12 protein-coding genes and 1 riboswitch are annotated in these 15,897 nt (G+C 71.8%); of the genes, 6 read left to right on the plus strand and 6 right to left on the minus strand.

Annotation, left to right across the window (positions count from 1 at the left end; all coding sequences use genetic code 11):
* Window positions 1-22 precede the first annotated feature (22 nt).
* Complete coding sequence (locus AC068Z_RS03065; protein WP_478551729.1) at window positions 23-1,660, plus strand: DUF5691 domain-containing protein; 1,638 nt, start codon at window positions 23-25, stop codon at window positions 1,658-1,660.
* Between the two features lie 175 nt (window positions 1,661-1,835).
* On the opposite strand, the gene AC068Z_RS03070 is transcribed toward AC068Z_RS03065, so the two are convergent.
* Window positions 1,836-2,252, minus strand: a complete 417-nt coding sequence (locus AC068Z_RS03070) for a cobalamin B12-binding domain-containing protein (protein WP_478551730.1) — start codon at window positions 2,250-2,252, stop codon at window positions 1,836-1,838.
* 572 nt (window positions 2,253-2,824) lie between these two features.
* On the opposite strand from AC068Z_RS03070, the gene AC068Z_RS03075 reads away from it, so the two are divergent.
* Complete coding sequence (locus AC068Z_RS03075) at window positions 2,825-3,688, plus strand: esterase/lipase family protein (protein WP_478551731.1); 864 nt, start codon at window positions 2,825-2,827, stop codon at window positions 3,686-3,688.
* Between the two features lie 95 nt (window positions 3,689-3,783).
* A complete protein-coding gene (locus tag AC068Z_RS03080) occupies window positions 3,784-5,448 on the plus strand; it encodes a M23 family metallopeptidase (protein ID WP_478551733.1) in 1,665 nt (554 codons plus the stop codon).
* 31 nt (window positions 5,449-5,479) lie between these two features.
* Here AC068Z_RS03080 and pcrA read toward each other — a convergent pair whose 3' ends face one another.
* Together pcrA and AC068Z_RS03090 are read right to left on the minus strand one after the other, a co-directional pair.
* Window positions 5,480-7,954 carry a DNA helicase PcrA gene (gene pcrA, locus AC068Z_RS03085; RefSeq protein WP_478551734.1) on the minus strand — a complete coding sequence of 825 codons (2,475 nt, stop codon included), beginning with the start codon at window positions 7,952-7,954 and terminating at the stop codon, window positions 5,480-5,482.
* A gap of 63 nt (window positions 7,955-8,017) precedes the next feature.
* Window positions 8,018-9,094, minus strand: coding sequence for a ScyD/ScyE family protein (locus tag AC068Z_RS03090; protein WP_478551736.1), 1,077 nt, complete (start codon window positions 9,092-9,094; stop codon window positions 8,018-8,020).
* Window positions 9,095-9,360: 266 nt separating this feature from the next.
* Window positions 9,361-9,532, plus strand: a riboswitch (cyclic di-AMP (ydaO/yuaA leader).
* Window positions 9,533-9,540: 8 nt separating this feature from the next.
* On the opposite strand from AC068Z_RS03090, the gene AC068Z_RS03095 reads away from it, so the two are divergent.
* Window positions 9,541-10,725: a C40 family peptidase gene (locus AC068Z_RS03095; protein WP_478551738.1), complete on the plus strand. Its 1,185-nt coding sequence runs from the start codon at window positions 9,541-9,543 to the stop codon at window positions 10,723-10,725.
* Window positions 10,726-10,924: 199 nt separating this feature from the next.
* Window positions 10,925-11,935: a tellurite resistance/C4-dicarboxylate transporter family protein gene (locus AC068Z_RS03100; RefSeq protein ID WP_478551740.1), complete on the plus strand. Its 1,011-nt coding sequence runs from the start codon at window positions 10,925-10,927 to the stop codon at window positions 11,933-11,935.
* Here the strand turns inward: AC068Z_RS03100 and AC068Z_RS03105 are convergent.
* Window positions 11,913-12,266 carry a hypothetical protein gene (locus AC068Z_RS03105; RefSeq protein ID WP_451720412.1) on the minus strand — a complete coding sequence of 118 codons (354 nt, stop codon included), beginning with the start codon at window positions 12,264-12,266 and terminating at the stop codon, window positions 11,913-11,915. The genes AC068Z_RS03100 and AC068Z_RS03105 overlap by 23 nt on opposite strands.
* A 415-nt stretch (window positions 12,267-12,681) precedes the next feature.
* Here AC068Z_RS03105 and AC068Z_RS03110 point away from each other — a divergent pair, with 415 nt between their 5' ends.
* A complete protein-coding gene (locus AC068Z_RS03110) occupies window positions 12,682-13,743 on the plus strand; it encodes a C40 family peptidase (protein WP_478551743.1) in 1,062 nt (353 codons plus the stop codon).
* Between the two features lie 12 nt (window positions 13,744-13,755).
* Here the strand turns inward: AC068Z_RS03110 and AC068Z_RS03115 are convergent, their stop codons facing one another.
* On the minus strand, window positions 13,756-14,466 hold the full coding sequence (locus AC068Z_RS03115; protein ID WP_478551744.1) for a LuxR C-terminal-related transcriptional regulator: 711 nt from the start codon (window positions 14,464-14,466) through the stop codon (window positions 13,756-13,758).
* Window positions 14,463-15,755, minus strand: coding sequence for an ATP-binding protein (locus AC068Z_RS03120; protein ID WP_478551746.1), 1,293 nt, complete (start codon window positions 15,753-15,755; stop codon window positions 14,463-14,465). The genes AC068Z_RS03115 and AC068Z_RS03120 overlap by 4 nt, the downstream gene beginning before the upstream one ends.
* Between the last annotated feature and the right edge of the window lie 142 nt (window positions 15,756-15,897).

Here is a 15,897-nt window from a genome sequence, read left to right on the forward strand (position 1 = left end):
CCACTCCGCAGAAGGGACCCTCATGAACAGCACCCCGACTCCCGCCTGGGAGGAGCTCGTCACCACGGCCCTGCTCGGCACCGACCGCCGTACCCCGCCGGGCGGGCAGGCACAGGGCTCCGGCACCGGCGCCCCGCCCAGGGAGGCTCCGGTGGCGCTGCTGGACGCGGCGGCCGTGGAGACCGTACGGCGAAGGGCGGGCCTGCTGCCGGCCCGTGCGGCGGACCGGCCGGAACCGGCCCCCGAGGATCCGCGCCCCGCGCTGCCCGAGCCGGCCGCCCGCAGACTGGCGCTGCTGCTGGCCGACCGGGGCGCCGGGGCGGGCGGCGGGCGCAGAGGCACGGCGCCCGACCTCATGGAACTGCTGCCGCAATGGCTCACCACGGCCAACGCCCATGGCTACGCGGCGCCCTCGCAGATGCTGCCCGCCCTCTTGGACGCGGCCCGGGGCCGGACCGACCTGCGCCCGGCGGCGCTGCGCTTCGCGGGCCCCCGCGCGGTATGGCTGGCCCGGCTGAACCCGGACTGGCGGTTCGCCCTGCGCGCGACACCCGGCGGAGGCACGGCACTGCCCGGACCGGACGAACAGGACCGGGTACGACGGCTGTGGCAGGAGGGACTGTTCGCCGAGCGGGTCGCCCTGCTCTCGTCGATCCGCGCGCGGGAGCCCGCCGCCGCGCGGGAGCTGCTCGAGACGACCTGGGCGACGGAGCGGGCCGAGGACCGGCTGATGTTCCTCGACTCGCTGCGGACGGGACTCGGCCCGCCGGACGAGCCGTTCCTGGAGCAGGCGCTGGCCGACCGGAGCCGCAATGTGCGGGCGACGGCGGCGGAGTTGCTGTCGGCGCTGCCGGGGTCCGCGCTGGCCGGGCGGATGGCGGTGCGGGCCGGTGCGTGCGTGGCCGTCGACCGTATGCGGGACACGCCGACGATCAGTGTTGAGGCGCCGCACGAGTGCGATCCGAGCATGGAGCGCGACGGTGTGGTGCCCAAGGCTCCGGCGGGACGCGGGGAACGGTCGTGGTGGCTGGGACAGTTGGTGGAGGCGGCACCGCTCGGCACCTGGCCGGAGCGGCTGGGTGGTCGTACGCCCGCCGAGATCGTGGCGCTGCCCGTGGCGGACGACTGGCAGGCCGAGTTGCACGCGGCGTGGTGCCGGGCGGCCGTACGCCAGCGGGACGGCGAGTGGGCGCGGGCGCTGCTCGGGACGCCGTCGGCGCCGGAGGCCGGGGGACCCGGCGCGGTCTCCCTGGCCGAGCGGGCCAAGCTGCTGGGCACGCTGGGCGCCGCCGAGCGGGCCGAGTGGGTGGCCGGGTTCATCGCCCGGCACGGACTGTCCGAGGCGTTCCAGCTGCTGGGGGTGTGTGCCGTGCCCTGGGCGGCGCCCCTCGGGCGGGCGGTCGTCGACGCGCTGAACATCGCCCGGGACGCGGGGAGTTACCCGTGGAGCTTCAGCGGAGTGATGGGACTTGCCGAGCGCTGCCTCGACCCGGCGGAGGCAAGCCGCCTCGACGGACTGCTGGCGGTACCGGACGAGCCGGAGGACGCCTCGCCGGGGGCGGGCGGGTACTGGGCGGAGGCGTTCCAGCGCCTGGTCACGACCCTGCGCCTGCGGGCCACGATGCTGCAGGAACTGACGAACCCCCAGCCGCCGGGCTGACGCGGGCCGGGGCCGGGGGTGGAACGCGCGGCCCGGCACCGAGGGGCCGCGCACCCGGACGTACGGCATACGCGCCGACGGGCCGCGCACCTGGACCTACGGCTTACGCCCCGACGGACCGATCACCCGGACCTCCGGCTTACGCCCCGACGGACCGATCACCCGTACGTACGGCTCACGCCCCGGCGGGCTGGCGCACGTTCGCGCGGACCCAGTCCACGATCGACTGCGTCGTCGCCCCGGGAGTGAAGATCTCCGCGACGCCCTTCTCCTTCAGCGGAGCGATGTCCGCCTCCGGGATGATGCCGCCGCCGAAGACCAGGATGTCCGCCGCGTCCCGCTCCTCGAGCAGCGCGATCACCGCGGCGAACAGCGTGTTGTGAGCGCCGGAGAGGATGGACAGACCGATCGCGTCGGCGTCCTCCTGGATCGCCGTGTCGACGATCTGCTCGGGCGTCTGGTGGAGCCCGGTGTAGATGACCTCCATACCGGCGTCACGCAGCGCCCGCGCGATCACCTTCGCCCCTCGATCGTGGCCGTCGAGCCCCGGCTTGGCCACCACCACGCGGATCGGACCGGCTGCCACACCCATCACTGCCTCCATGAAGCGACTACATCCATCCGTACCGACAAGTACCGCACACATCACTCGCGCCGTACACGCGGAACACGTCGTGGCACGGACGCCCCGCGCCACACCGCCCGGGGAAGTGAACGAACGTTATCGCCAGCATCCCGCAACCGGCAGTTTCGCGGTGGATACCGAGGGGGAAATCACACGGTGGGACACGTTAGCCGCGCACCGTTCCGAACCTCTGCGGCACAGGGACCGCGGACAGAGGCGGCCACCGGGCCACAGCCGGGACTCGCGCATCGGGAGCCGCAACGAGGTCGCCGCACCGCCGCGACGCAGGCCGCGCGCCGTGGTGGTGCGGCGCGTCGGCGAGGGCACGAAGAGCACGCAGGGCAGGTACGGCACGACAGCGGGGAGCCTCGTCGCCACACCGGCAGAGAGCCTCGTCACGTCACCGGCGTCACGCACGCCACACGCCACGCTCACCCCGCGCGGCCCGCTCGCGCACCGTCGACGCGCCTCGCCGCGACTTCCCATGAGGGCACACGGGGGATCAAGGGGTCCTCGGGTGTGCCGACAGGAGGTCGGCCATGAAGGTCACCAAGGCTGTTCTGCCCTTTCTCCCGCTCTGTCAGCGGCTCCTGCCGAGCCGGCTGGCCGGACTCTCCCTGGCGCTCCTGAAGGCCACCGCCCTCGAGATCGCGATCCTCACCGGACACCTCCTCCTCTACCCCTCCGGAATCACCCAGGAGCGCAGGGCGGCGCTCCCCGCACCGGGCGGTCCCGACACACCGCAGCTGCCGACGGAGTCGAAACCCCCGGTCGTGCTGCTGCACGGCTTCATAGACAACCGCTCGGTCTTCCTGCTGCTGCGCCGCAGCCTCGCCCAGCACGGCAGGCATCAGATCGAGTCGCTCAACTACTCGCCGCTGACCTGTGACATCCGGGCCGCGGCCGAGTTGCTGGGCCGGCACATCGAGGAGATCTGCGCGCGCACCGGCAGCGAGCAGGTGGACGTCGTCGGACACAGCCTCGGCGGGCTCATCGCGCGTTACTACGTCCAGCGGCTCGGCGGCGACCTGCGCGTGCGGACCCTGGTCACCCTCGGCACGCCGCATGCGGGCACGAAGGTGGTGCCCCTGGCCAACGCGCACCCCATCGTGCGCCAGATGCGCCCCGGTTCGGCGGTGCTGGAGGAGCTGGCCCTGCCCGCGCCCGGCTGCCGCACGCACTTCGTCGGCTTCTGGAGCGACCTGGACCATCTGATGGACCCGCTGGAGACGGCCTGCGTCGACCACCCCGACCTGCTGGCGCAGAACGTGCGGGTGAGCGGGGTCGGACACCTCGCCCTGCCGGTGCACCCGGCCGTGGCCGCCGGAATACGCCAGGCCCTCGACGCGGAGCCGAGCGGAGGCGCGGAAGCCGCCCGCGCGGGCGGGCTGACGGTGGCTTAGCCACCCTGCCGGGGCGCCAAACCACCCCTGCCACATCGAACACTCTTCGAACACAAGGCCAAAGTCGCGCCCGCAGTCCCCCGAAACACGGCCGAATGCCCGTTTCACGGAAGCACGAAACCTGCCGAAGATTGTCGTGCCCGCGTACCGCCGGGTACAGTCGCCGCACTGCTCTGCCAGCCCCTGTTGTCGAGGCGAAAGAGAAGTTGGTGAACGACCGTCACCCGTCGGGGACCATGACCACCCCGGCTACGGCTTCCGAGGCCGACTCGGCGCACTACGCGTCGTACGGCACCCAGGAAGCCCCGTACGGCGACTTCACCACGCACGGTCACTACGACGCCACCGGTTTTCAGCACGCCACGCAGACCACCGGGACCTTCGACACGGACCCGCTGTTCGGCACCATGCCGGGCGACGGCACCGGCTCCTACGACGCGAGCCAGTGGACGACGGGCGGCCACGAGACCCTGAACTACGACGCGTACGCGGCCCAGCACCACGCCGCCTACGACACCGGCGCGTACGAGACGACCGCCTGGTCGGCCGAGTACCAGCAGCTGTCCGTCGTACCGCCGCAGTCCACCGGCCCCGACGCCAGCGGCCATTGGGACGCCAACGCCTGGCTCCAGCCCGATCAGTCCGGTGCTGCCGCCGACCGGACCCAGCAATGGGAATGGGGCACGCAGACCTTCGACACCGGCGCCTACGACGCCACGCAGTGGAACTCCGACGGCGCCACCACCGGGGCCGACGACTACGAGCACCGGGCCGAATCGTTCGACCAGCAGGCGACGGCCACCTTCGAACAGGTCTCGGCGGAGGAGACGCCGTACGGCGAGGCGCTCCACGACGAGTACGCCGAGCCGTCCCACGACGAGTACGGCACGCCGTCCCAGGAAACCGCCTCCGGCGAGGACGAGTTGACCGCCACCGGTGAACTCCCCCCCGTCACGTCCCTGCTCGACGAGCAGGAGGAGACCGCCCCGGTCCCGGGCTCCCGCACCGCCGCCCGTGCCGCGGGACGCTCCCGCCGCCGTCCCCCCGCCAAGCGCTCCGCGCTGCTGACGGTCGCCGTGCCCTCGGCGTGCGTGATGGGCGTGGCCGGGATCGCCGCCGCCTCCGTCGGAACGCTGACGGACGAGAAGGAAACGGCGACGACCGCCTCGGACACCACCCAGGCCGTGAAGCCGTCGACCGCGAACAACAAGCTGGACACCCAGCTGGAGAGCCTGTCCGCCGGGGCCGACGACTTCGCCGACCGGGCCAGCCGGACCCAGGAGCGCATCGACCTCAAGGCCGAGCAGGAGGCCGAGCGGAAGAAGGCGGCCGAGGAAGCGGCCCGCAAGGAGCGACTGCGCCCGAAGTTCGCGCTCCCGGTCGCCCAGCACGGGCTCAGCGCCTACTACGGCCAGGCCGGCATCAACTGGATGTCGGTGCACAGCGGCATCGACTTCCCGGTGTCGTACGGCACCACGGTGATGGCCGCGACCGACGGCACCGTGCGCACCCAGTGGAACGCCGCCTACGGCAACATGATGATCGTGACCGCGATGGACGGCACGGAGACGTGGTACTGCCACCTCTCCACCTACCAGGTCGCCTCCGGTACGACCGTGAAGGCCGGCGACGCGATCGCGTACTCCGGGAACTCGGGCAACTCGACCGGCCCGCACCTGCACTTCGAGGTGCGCCCCGGCGGCGGCTCGGCCATCGACCCGCTCGCCTGGCTGCGCAGCCACGGGCTGGACCCCTCCTAGGCCCAGCCCCGGCCGGCTCGCACGCGCGGAGCTACAGCTTCTCCACCGGCGCGTACCGCAGCAGCAGCCGCTTCGGCTTGTCGCCGAAGTCGATCGTCGCCTCCGCGTTGGCACCCGTGCCCTTGACCGCCATCACCGTGCCGAGCCCGAACTGGTCGTGCGTCACCCGGTCCCCCACCGCCAGCGCGACGACCGGCTTCTCGGACGTACGACGGGTGGCGAAGCCGGAGGCGCCGGACGCCGCCGAGCGGGAGCGGGACGAGGACAGCGAGGCCGCCACGCCGGACGCGGGGCCGGAGGACATCGGCGCGGTGGCGCCGGTGCGCTTCCAGTCCACGTGCTGCGCCGGGATCTCCTCCAGGAAGCGGGAGGGCGGGTTGTACGACGGCTGCCCCCACGCGCTGCGCATCGACGACCGCGTCAGGTACAGCCGCTCCCGCGCGCGGGTGATGCCGACGTACGCCAGCCGCCGCTCCTCCTCCAGCTCCTTGGTCTGGCCGAGGGCGCGCATGTGCGGGAAGACACCGTCCTCCATGCCGGTCAGGAAGACGACCGGGAACTCCAGGCCCTTGGCGGTGTGCAGGGTCATCAGGGTGATGACTCCGGAGCCGTCCTCGTCCTCGTCGGGGATCTGGTCGGAGTCGGCGACGAGCGCGACCCGCTCCAGGAAGTCGGACAGGCCGCCCGGAGCTTCCTCGGACTCCTGCTCGAACTCCAGGGCGACGGCGGCGAGTTCCTGGAGGTTCTCGATGCGGGTCTCGTCCTGCGGATCGGTGGAGGCCTGCAACTCGGCGAGGTAGCCGGTGCGTTCGAGCACCGCCTCCAGGACCGTGGCCGGTCCGGCGCCGGACTCCACGATCGTACGGAGCTCCTCCATCAGCGTGTTGAACCGCTTGACGGCGTTGGTGGAGCGCGCGGCCATGCCGTACGCCTCGTCCACGCGCTTGAGCGCCTGCGGGAAGCTGATCTTCTCGCGCTGGGAGAGGGCGTCGATCATCGCCTCGGCGCGCTCGCCGATGCCCCGCTTGGGGACGTTCAGGATGCGCCGCAGGGGGACCGAGTCCTCCGGGTTGGCCAGGACGCGGAGGTAGGCCAGGACGTCCCGGACCTCCTTGCGCTCGTAGAAGCGGACGCCGCCGACGACCTTGTAGGGCAGGCCGACGCGGATGAAGATCTCCTCGAAGACGCGGGACTGGGCGTTGGTGCGGTAGAAGACGGCGACGTCGCCGGCCTTCGCGTCCCCCGCGTCCGTGAGGCGGTCTATCTCGTCGGCGACGAACTGGGCCTCGTCGTGCTCGGTGTCGGCGACGTAGCCGGTGATGCGCGCGCCCGCGCCCGCGTTGGTCCACAGGTTCTTGGGGCGGCGGGACTCGTTGCGCTCGATGACGGCGTTGGCGGCGGTCAGGATCGTCTGGGTGGAGCGGTAGTTCTGCTCCAGCAGGATCGTCGTCGCGTCCGGGTAGTCCTCCTCGAACTGGAGGATGTTGCGGATGGTCGCACCGCGGAAGGCGTAGATCGACTGGTCGGCGTCGCCCACGACGCACAGTTCGGCGGGCGGGATGTCGTCCGCGCTGGGCGGGACGTCGACGGGGTGCTCGCGGGTGCCGACCAGTTCGCGCACGAGGGCGTACTGGGCGTGGTTGGTGTCCTGGTACTCGTCCACCAGCACATGGCGGAAGCGGCGGCGGTAGTGCTCGGCCACGTCCGGGAAGGCGCGCAGGAGGTTGACCGTCGTCATGATCAGGTCGTCGAAGTCGAGGGCGTTGGCCTCCCGCAGCCGCGACTGGTAGAGCGCGTACGCCTGGGCGAGGGTCTTCTCGAAGCCGTCGGTCGCCTGGGCGGCGAAGTCCTCCTCGTCGATCAGCTCGTTCTTCAGGTTGCTGATCTTGGCGCTGAAGGACTTGGGCGGGTACCGCTTGGGGTCGAGGTCTAGGTCCCGGCAGACGAGGGCCATCAGGCGCTTGGAGTCGGCGGCGTCGTAGATCGAGAAGGAGGACGTGAAGCCGAGCTTCTTGCTCTCCCGGCGCAGGATGCGCACGCACGCGCTGTGGAAGGTCATCACCCACATCGCGTTCGCGCGCGGGCCGACGAGCTGCTCGACGCGCTCCTTCATCTCGCCCGCGGCCTTGTTGGTGAAGGTGATCGCGAGGATCTGGCCGGGGTGCACGCTCCGCTCGGCGAGCAGATACGCGATGCGGTGGGTGAGCACCCGGGTCTTGCCGGAGCCGGCGCCCGCCACGATGAGCAGGGGGGTGCCGGAGTGGACGACGGCCGCGCGCTGGTTCTCGTTGAGCCCCTCGATGAGCGCGGCCGCGTCGATCGCCGGACGCGGGGCGCCGTCGCGGTAGTAGGCGTCCCGGTCCGGCGGCACGTCGAACTTCCCGCCGAACAGATCGTCCGGAACGGGCTCCGGAGCGTGCTCGTCCTCGGGCGGCGGCGGTTCTTCCTCGTGGGCCCGAGGGGCCTGGAGATTCGCCAGGAAGCTGTCGTCAAAGAGGCTGCTCATCGCTCTCCGAGTCTAGGGCGCCCCACTGACAGCCCGCCGCCACCCTGAGGAGATCGGCCGGTTTCAGAAGCCGAGGATCTTCCAGACCTGGCCACCCGGGGTCTTCTCACCTTCCAGGACGGTGCCGTCACGGTCGGCGATCGACCAGGCAGAGACGTAGACCTTGCCGTCGTACGGGTCCACGGCGACGCCCGCCGGGAACGGCACCTTCACGTGCGTACGCCTGCCGTTCGAGACCTTCGTCACGACGCCGCCGAAGAGCTGGCTGACGTACAGGTCGCCGCTGCCGTTGACGGCGAGGCCGCTGATCGGGCCGAAGCCGGACTTCCAGCCGAGGATCTTGCCGCTCCAGGGGTCGACGCGCCACACGCGCGCGGTGGGCTTCTCGGTGAGGCCGTTCAGCTCGCCGACGTAGAGCTTGCCGTCGGGGCCGAGGGCAAGCGACGTGGGGACGGACTCGCGGCCGTTGTGGTCCGGGAAGACCGTGAAGGGGCGGGCCTTGCCGGACCTGGAGATCTCGACGAGGTCGTTGCCGGCCGCGTCCGCGACGATCTTCCGGCCGTCCGGGAGGGCGAGGACGGCGTACGGGTTGGACTCCAGGCTCGCCTTGTGCGGGTTGTGCTTCAGCTCCACGGCCGACACGTCGGCGGCGATCCTCGCCTTGCCGTGGCCGACGCGCAGCAGCTTGCCGAGGGTGTTCCAGGGCGGGCTGGCCGGCACCCCGGCCTCCGGCGGCACGAAGGTCTCCACGCCCCACACCTCGCCGTACAGGGCGGAGACACCGTCGACGCCGGTGGCGAATCCGCCGTCGGGGGCGGCGCCCGAGGGCAGCCCCTTCACCACCCTGTGGTGCTTCCACGCGCCCCCGTCCCAGTAGATCTTGGTGACGGCCGAGGTGAGCCCGACGCAGGTCTCCCCCTCCGGCCCCTCCCCGATGCACTTCCCGCCGCCCCGGCCCGCCTCGGCGACGTACAGCCTCCCCTGGTCGTACGAGAGCTGGCGCGGGTTGTCGAGCCCGCTCGCGATCACCCGGACGACCGGCCGGCCGTCCCCTCCCCCGCTCGCGCCGGCGGGCGCGACGCCCGCCGTGGCGGCGAGCGCGACGCCCGTGGCGACGACGAGTGACGTGCGCTTCCTCATGCCCTTACCCCCTACTCACCACCGCGGCTCACACGACCGCGGCTGGCTGGAAGCTAGCGCCCGGAAGCGGGCGGAAGACGTCACTCCGGAGGAAATACGTACATGTCGATGCAGATCAGTCCGCATTGGCCACGCCCCGCGATGCCCTGACCTAAGGTCACGAAAATGTATCGGGCATATCACCCATCAACCTTCACAGGGGCCACACGAGTTGGCTACCGTGCCGGTCAGGCCGTACGACCCCCACCGGCGAACCCCGCCGGGCCGCGCGGCCTCCGCCGAGTCCGTTGCCCGCCCACGGCAACCGGAGCCGGGGACCCAACCGACATTGGGGTGAATCGACCCGACTCCCTTACCGGGACGAGGTCGTAGGGCAACCCTTCCTAACCACCCGCCCGAACCCGACAGCTAACTCGGTAGGCGGAGCACGGAAGGAGTCGCCTCCCTTGGCGTCGCACCGCAAGTCGCGTCCCGCCGGTACGCGCGTAGCAGGCATACGCACCCCTGCCCTGGCCACCGCGGCCCTCACCTCCGTGGCCCTGCTGTCCCAGACGGCCGACGCCAGCCCGGCCGCGGACGACAAGCCGAGTCTCGAAGAGGTCGAGAAGAAGGTCGATGACCTCTACCGCCAGGCGGAGACGGCGACCGAGAAGTACAACGCGGCCAAGGAAAAGACGGCCAAGCAGCGCAAGCAGGTCGACACGCTCCTCGACGACGTCGCCAAGCGCACCCAGAAACTCAACGACGCGCGGGAGGAACTCGGTTCCTTCGCCGCCGCGCAGTACCGCACCGGTGCCGCCGCCCCCGACACCGCGACCTTCCTGCTGGCCGACACCCCGCAGGACTACTTCGACCAGACCCAGCTGATGAACCGGATGACCGGCCGTCAGAAGGAAGCGGTCGACGACTACGTCACGCAGCAGTCCGAGACGATGAAGAAGCGCCAGGAGGCCACCGAGAGCCTCCAGACGCTGAACGAGTCGCAGAGCGATCTGAAGACCGCCAAGTCCACGGTCCAGAAGAAGCTCTCCGACGCGCGAAAGCTGCTCTCCGAACTCACGGCCGAGGAGAAGGCGCGGCTCGCGGAGATCGAGCGCAAGAAGCAGGAGGAGGCCGCGCGCAAGGCGGCCGAGCTGGCGAAGCAGCAGGCGGAGGAGCAGCGCCGCCAGGAGGCCGCGGAGGCGGCACAGCAGCAGGAGACCGGCTCCACCGGTTCCGGCTCCACCTCGACCGGCACCGGCGAGTCCGACTCCACGGCGGACTCCTCCTACGCCACGAAGGCCGAGAAGGCGCTCGCCTTCGCCCGCGCGCAGATCGGCAAGCCGTACGTCTGGGGCGCCACGGGCCCGGACTCCTACGACTGCTCCGGCCTCACGCAGGCCGCCTGGAAGGCCGCGGGCGTGGACATCCCCCGCGTCACCTACGACCAGGTCAACGCCGGCACCACGGTCTCCCTCGCCAGTGCCCAGCCCGGCGACCTCGTCTTCTTCTACGACGACGTCACCCACGTCGGCATCTACATCGGCAACGGCATGATGATCCACGCCCCGAAGCCCGGCACGTACGTGCGCGAGGAGTCGATCTACTACGACGGCGAGGGCTCGATCCACAGCGTGGTCCGGCCCGCCTGAGCCACGGCGGCACGCGCGCGGGGCTTCCTTTCCGGTACCCCCGCGTGACGGGGGCTTCCCTTTCGGCGCCCCCGCGTGAGCCCCCGCTCTCCCGTGCGGCCGACCTCGGAGCCACACCGCACGCGCGCGTGGGTGCTTTCGTGCCCCACGCGCGCGTGGCCCGCCGGGAACGCGCCCGGTGCTCCATAGCATCGGCCGCATGCCCGGCACCTCTGCCCTTCGCTCACTCCGCGCCTGGTGGGCGCCGCGTCCTCCGGCGGCCGGTGCCGCGGTGATGGCGACCGGCATCATCTCGGTCGGCCTGCATCTCACCGGCTACGAGGTCCTGTCCCGGATCGCCCTGGCCGTGGGCTGCGTCGCCTGGCTGGGCCTCGCCGGGGACTTCGTCGTACGGCTGGTGCGGCAGCCGGAGCGCTGGCGGCAGGAGGCCGGCACGCCCGCCGCGCTCACCGCCGTCGCGGCGACGACCGTGCTCGGCACCCGCTTCTCCCTGCTGGGCTGGCAGTACCTTGCCGAGGCCCTGCTGGCCCTGGCCGCCCTGCTGTGGCCGGGCCTGCTCTACGTCGTCGTACGGCACTGGCGGCGCCCGATGCCCGGCGGGGTGTTCCTCGGCTGTGTGGCCACCCAGGGGCTCGCGGTGCTCGGCGCCGTCCTCGCCGCGGCGGAGTCCTCCGCCTGGCTCGCGCACGCGGCGCTGGTGCTGTTCTGGCTGGGCCTCGTCCTCTACGCCTGCGCCCTCGCCCTGTTCGATCCGCGCCAGGTGCTGGACGGCGCCGGTGACCAGTGGGTCGCGGGCGGCGCGCTGGCCATCTCCGCGCTCGCCGGTTCCAAGCTGATCGCCGCCGACGGCCCGCGGCTGTACCTGTGGAACGAGGACGCCGACGACGTCCTGCACACGGTCACCGTCGCCCTGCTGGTGCTCGACCTGGCGTGGTACGCCGTCCTCGCCGTCGCCGAGCTGGTCCGGCCGCGGCTGCGCTACGACGTCCGCCGCTGGGCGACCGTGTTCCCCCTCGGCATGACGGCGGCGGCGACCCTGTCGGTGGCCACCGCCGTCGATGTGTCCTGGCTCGAGACCCCCGGCGAGGTCCTGCTGTGGATCGCCGTCGCGGCCTGGCTGGCCGTCGCCGTGGGGGCGGTGCGGGAGGAGCGGGCCTACGCCGCCGCCGCGACCGCGGACGCCGAGCTCACGTCCACAGCACCGCGATGAAGATGTTCGCCGTGGTGAGCAGGCCCACCAGGCCGAAGAGGTTCTTGTCCACCTTCTCGTCGTCCCGCTTCACGTAGACGAGACCGAGGATCACGATCAGCAGGGCCAGCTTCACGCCGATCTTGACGTTGTCGACGGTCTGGTCGTCCGCCTGGTTCAGCCCGACCAGGATCACGCCGGTGACGAGCATCGTCGCCGCGCCGTGCAGCATCGCCGGCACGAACCGTGCGGTGCCCTGGCCCATCGCCTTCATCTGGGTGAGGAAGCCGCCCAGGAGCGAGGCGATACCGATGATGTGCAGGCCGACGAAGAGATGGATGAGTACGTCCATGAGGCCGGAGCCTAATCAGGGGCCTGCGGGGCGCCCGACACCGGCCCACCCCCACGGCGGCCGATCTTGCATATATGCGCTCCATAGCACCCCGCCGTTCCCACCCGCCCCCGAAACCACGACATCGGTCATCGCACAGCGTGAAGGCGACCGCCCCGATCGCGGATCACGGTCACATACGGTCACCCAGCGATCCCCTCATGGCAGTTCCGCACAACGCGTTACCAAGCCGACACACCCAGGTTTAGCGTCCTCCCCCAGGTGACCGGCTCCCCACCGCCGCCCGGGCCAGGGGCGGCAGCCGGACACCTCCGCCGAGAAGGTCCGGCGGCGGCCGGCTCCCCCTGTGCGGGCCGCCGCCGGACCTGCAGCTCAGGGCGGTCGTAGCAGTCGTGCGAAAGGACGTGCAGTCCACGTGGCAGCGCACCGCAAGCCCCGACAGCGCTCGGCCGGCGGCAACACCGTCCGTACGGCCGCGACGGTCGCCCTCGCGGGCGCGGCCACCGCTACGGGCTTCGACGGGACCGGGCACGCCGAGCCCGAACTGACACCGGCGCAGGTCAAGGCGAAGGTGGACCGGCTGTACCAGGAGGCGGAGACCGCCACCGAGAAGTACAACGGCGCCAAGGAGAAGGCCGAGGCGGCCGAGGCGCGGCTGAAGTCACTGCGGGACACGGCCGCGCGCAAGACGGAGAAGCTCAACTCGGCTCGGGACGCGCTCGGTTCTATGGCGGCGGCGCACTACCGCGAGGGCGGTCTCGATCCCGCCGTACAGCTCGCCCTCTCCGACGACCCCGAGCGGTATCTGGACGGCGCCGAGTTCGTCGAGCGGGTCGGCACCCGGCAGCGGGCGTCCGTCGCGGACGTCCGCAAACAGCTGCGGGAGATCGAGCAGTTGCGCGGGGCCGCGCACATCGAGCTGGCCTCGCTCACGTCCCGGCAGGCGGAGCTGAAGCGGCACAAGAAGACGATCACCGGGAAGCTGGACGCGGCCAACCGGCTGCTGTCGCGGCTGTCGGCCGAGGAGCGCGCGGAACTCGACGAGGGCACCGACCGTGCTTCCCGCGGGGTCTCGCAGGAGCGCGCGGGGCTCACGGCTCCCGGCTCCGCCACGGCCCAGGCGCCCACCTCCCGCGCGGCGGACGCGGTCGCCTACGCCTACCAGAAGCTCGGCAGCCCCTATGTGTGGGGCGCGACCGGCCCGAACGCCTTCGACTGCTCGGGGCTGACCCAGGCCGCCTACCGCGCCGCGGGCGTCTCGCTCCCCCGCACGACCTACTCCCAGATCGGCGCGGGACGCCGGGTCTCCCGCTCCGAACTCCTCCCGGGCGACCTGGTGTTCTTCTACTCCGGGATCAGCCATGTCGGCATCTACGTCGGCAACGGCCAGATGATCCACGCCCCGAACCCGTCCGCTCCGGTGCGCCTGGCGCCGATCAACGAGATGCCGTTCGCGGGAGCGACCCGGGTGGTGTGAGGCGCTCTGCCGTCAGACCAGCCGCCGGGCCGTCGCCCACCGGGTCAGTTCGTGCCGGTTGGACAGCTGCAACTTCCGCAGGACCGCCGAGACATGGGACTCGACCGTCTTCACCGAGATGAAGAGCTGCTTGGCGATCTCCTTGTAGGCATAGCCCCGGGCGATCAGCCGCAGCACCTCCCGCTCGCGCTGGGTGAGGCGGTCCAGGTCCTCGTCGACCGGGGGCGCGTCGGTGGAGGCGAAGGCGTCCAGGACGAAGCCGGCCAGCCGGGGCGAGAAGACCGCGTCGCCCTCCTGCACCCGGAAGATCGAGTCGACCAGGTCGGTGCCGGTGATCGTCTTGGTCACATAGCCCCGCGCGCCGCCCCGGATCACGCCGATCACGTCCTCCGCGGCATCCGACACGGACAGCGCGAGGAAGCGCACCGGCTGCTCGGCGTCGGCCATCAACGGAGCGCAGCGGCGCAGCACTTCGACCCCGCCGCCACCGGGCAGATGCACATCGAGGAGGACGACCTCGGGCCGGGTCGCGGTGATGACCGTGACCGCCTGGTCGACGTCCGCGGCCTCCCCGACGACCTCGACGCCGGTCTGCTCGGTCCGGCCGATCTCGGCCTGGACTCCCGTACGGAACATGCGGTGGTCGTCGACGAGGACCACGCGGACCCGGCGCCCGCCCGCACTGCCGATGGCCTCCGCCGTACCGTTCGCCTCGTCGCTCATGACGTCTTCTCCGCCCTCTCCATCTCCAGTTCGACCTCCGTGCCGCCGTCGGGCACCTGGCGCAGCCGCGCCGTGCCGCCGTGGCGCTCCATCCGGCCGATGATCGATTCTCTGACGCCCATGCGGTCGGCGGGTATCGAGTCGAGATCGAAGCCCGGGCCGCGGTCCCTGACGGACACGAAGACCGTCTTTCCCTCGACCTCGGCGTAGACCTGCACGGCGCCGCCCTCGCCACCGTACTTGGCGGCGTTCACCATCGCCTCGCGCGCCGCCTGCATCTGTGCGCCGATCCTCTCGTCGAGCGGGCAGTCGCCGACCACGACGACCTCTATGGGGACGCCGTGCTTGTCCTCCACCTCGGCGGCGTTGCGCCGGACCGCGTCGGCGAGCGTGGTGGGTTCGTCGGCCTCTTCCTTGCCGGTGCCCTCGGGCTTGTAGAGCCAGGTGCGCAGGTCGCGCTCCTGGGCGCGGGCGAGGCGGCGCACCTCGTTCGCGTTCTCCGCGTTGCGCTGGATCAGGGTCAGGGTGTGCAGCACCGAGTCGTGGACATGGGCCGCGACCTCCGCGCGCTCCTGGGCGCGGATGCGCATCAGGCGCTCCTCGGAGAGGTCCTGGGTCATGCGCACGAGGTACGGCCCCGCGAGGAGCGTTATCCCGACGAGGACCGCGAGGGCCGCCTGGAGCACGGAGCCGAGGTGGGCGGCCGAGCCCTGGAGCACGAAGACGCCGGAGACACCGGCGGTGACCAGCAGCACTCCGCCGGCCGCGCGCAGCAGGGTCAGGGTGCGCCGGCGGCGGCCGACCTCCATCCAGCGGGCCCGGCGGGCGTTGTCCGCCTGCCGCCAGACCAGGGCGACGCCCGCGGCGACGAGCACGGCGGGCAGGAGATAGGCCTGGGCGCCGCTGCCGAGGTTCACACTGCTGACGAAGATCATGGCCACCACGACCATGAGGAGCAGGGCGACGATCTGGCCCTTGTCCGGCTTGCGCGCGACCAGTCTGCGCCGGCCGTCCGCCGAGGTCTCCGCGGTGACCAGGGAGGGCGGCTTCTGTCCGGCGACGCCACCGACGCCGAGCGGCACGAAGAACCAGAAGGCCGCGTACAGCAGCGCGCCGAGGCCGTCCGCCATGAACAGGCCCACGAACACGAGCCGCACCCAGATCACGGGCAGCCCGAGATGCCCGGCGAGCCCCCGCGCCACGCCCCCCAGCCAGCGTCCGTCACTGCTGCGGTAGAGCTTGCGCGGCGGCCGCGGTTCGACGAGGGGCGCGCTTGCGGCTTCCGACATGCCATCGATGGTCACACGGCCGACCGGGCGGAGCATCAGGGTTGACCCCCGAGACTCCCCCGATCTTCGGGCCGCGTGCCGGGTCGAACGCGTCCCCGGCGTCGGCTCAGGGGCGATATCAGGGTCCGGCCAGGGTCGTTCC

This window comes from Streptomyces sp. NPDC043726, assembly GCF_056436565.1.

Bases quoted from the DNA above. Each gene is read 5' to 3' on its own strand.
- AC068Z_RS03065 (WP_478551729.1), top strand. From the start codon at position 23: ATGAACAGCACCCCGACTCCCGCCTGGGAGGAGCTCGTCACCACGGCC.
- AC068Z_RS03070 (WP_478551730.1), bottom strand. From the start codon at position 2,252: ATGGGTGTGGCAGCCGGTCCGATCCGCGTGGTGGTGGCCAAGCCGGGG.
- AC068Z_RS03075 (WP_478551731.1), top strand. From the start codon at position 2,825: ATGAAGGTCACCAAGGCTGTTCTGCCCTTTCTCCCGCTCTGTCAGCGG.
- AC068Z_RS03080 (WP_478551733.1), top strand. From the start codon at position 3,784: ATGCCCGTTTCACGGAAGCACGAAACCTGCCGAAGATTGTCGTGCCCG.
- pcrA (WP_478551734.1), bottom strand. From the start codon at position 7,954: ATGAGCAGCCTCTTTGACGACAGCTTCCTGGCGAATCTCCAGGCCCCT.
- AC068Z_RS03090 (WP_478551736.1), bottom strand. From the start codon at position 9,094: ATGAGGAAGCGCACGTCACTCGTCGTCGCCACGGGCGTCGCGCTCGCC.
- AC068Z_RS03100 (WP_478551740.1), top strand. From the start codon at position 10,925: ATGCCCGGCACCTCTGCCCTTCGCTCACTCCGCGCCTGGTGGGCGCCG.
- AC068Z_RS03105 (WP_451720412.1), bottom strand. From the start codon at position 12,266: ATGGACGTACTCATCCATCTCTTCGTCGGCCTGCACATCATCGGTATC.
- AC068Z_RS03115 (WP_478551744.1), bottom strand. From the start codon at position 14,466: ATGAGCGACGAGGCGAACGGTACGGCGGAGGCCATCGGCAGTGCGGGC.
- AC068Z_RS03120 (WP_478551746.1), bottom strand. From the start codon at position 15,755: ATGTCGGAAGCCGCAAGCGCGCCCCTCGTCGAACCGCGGCCGCCGCGC.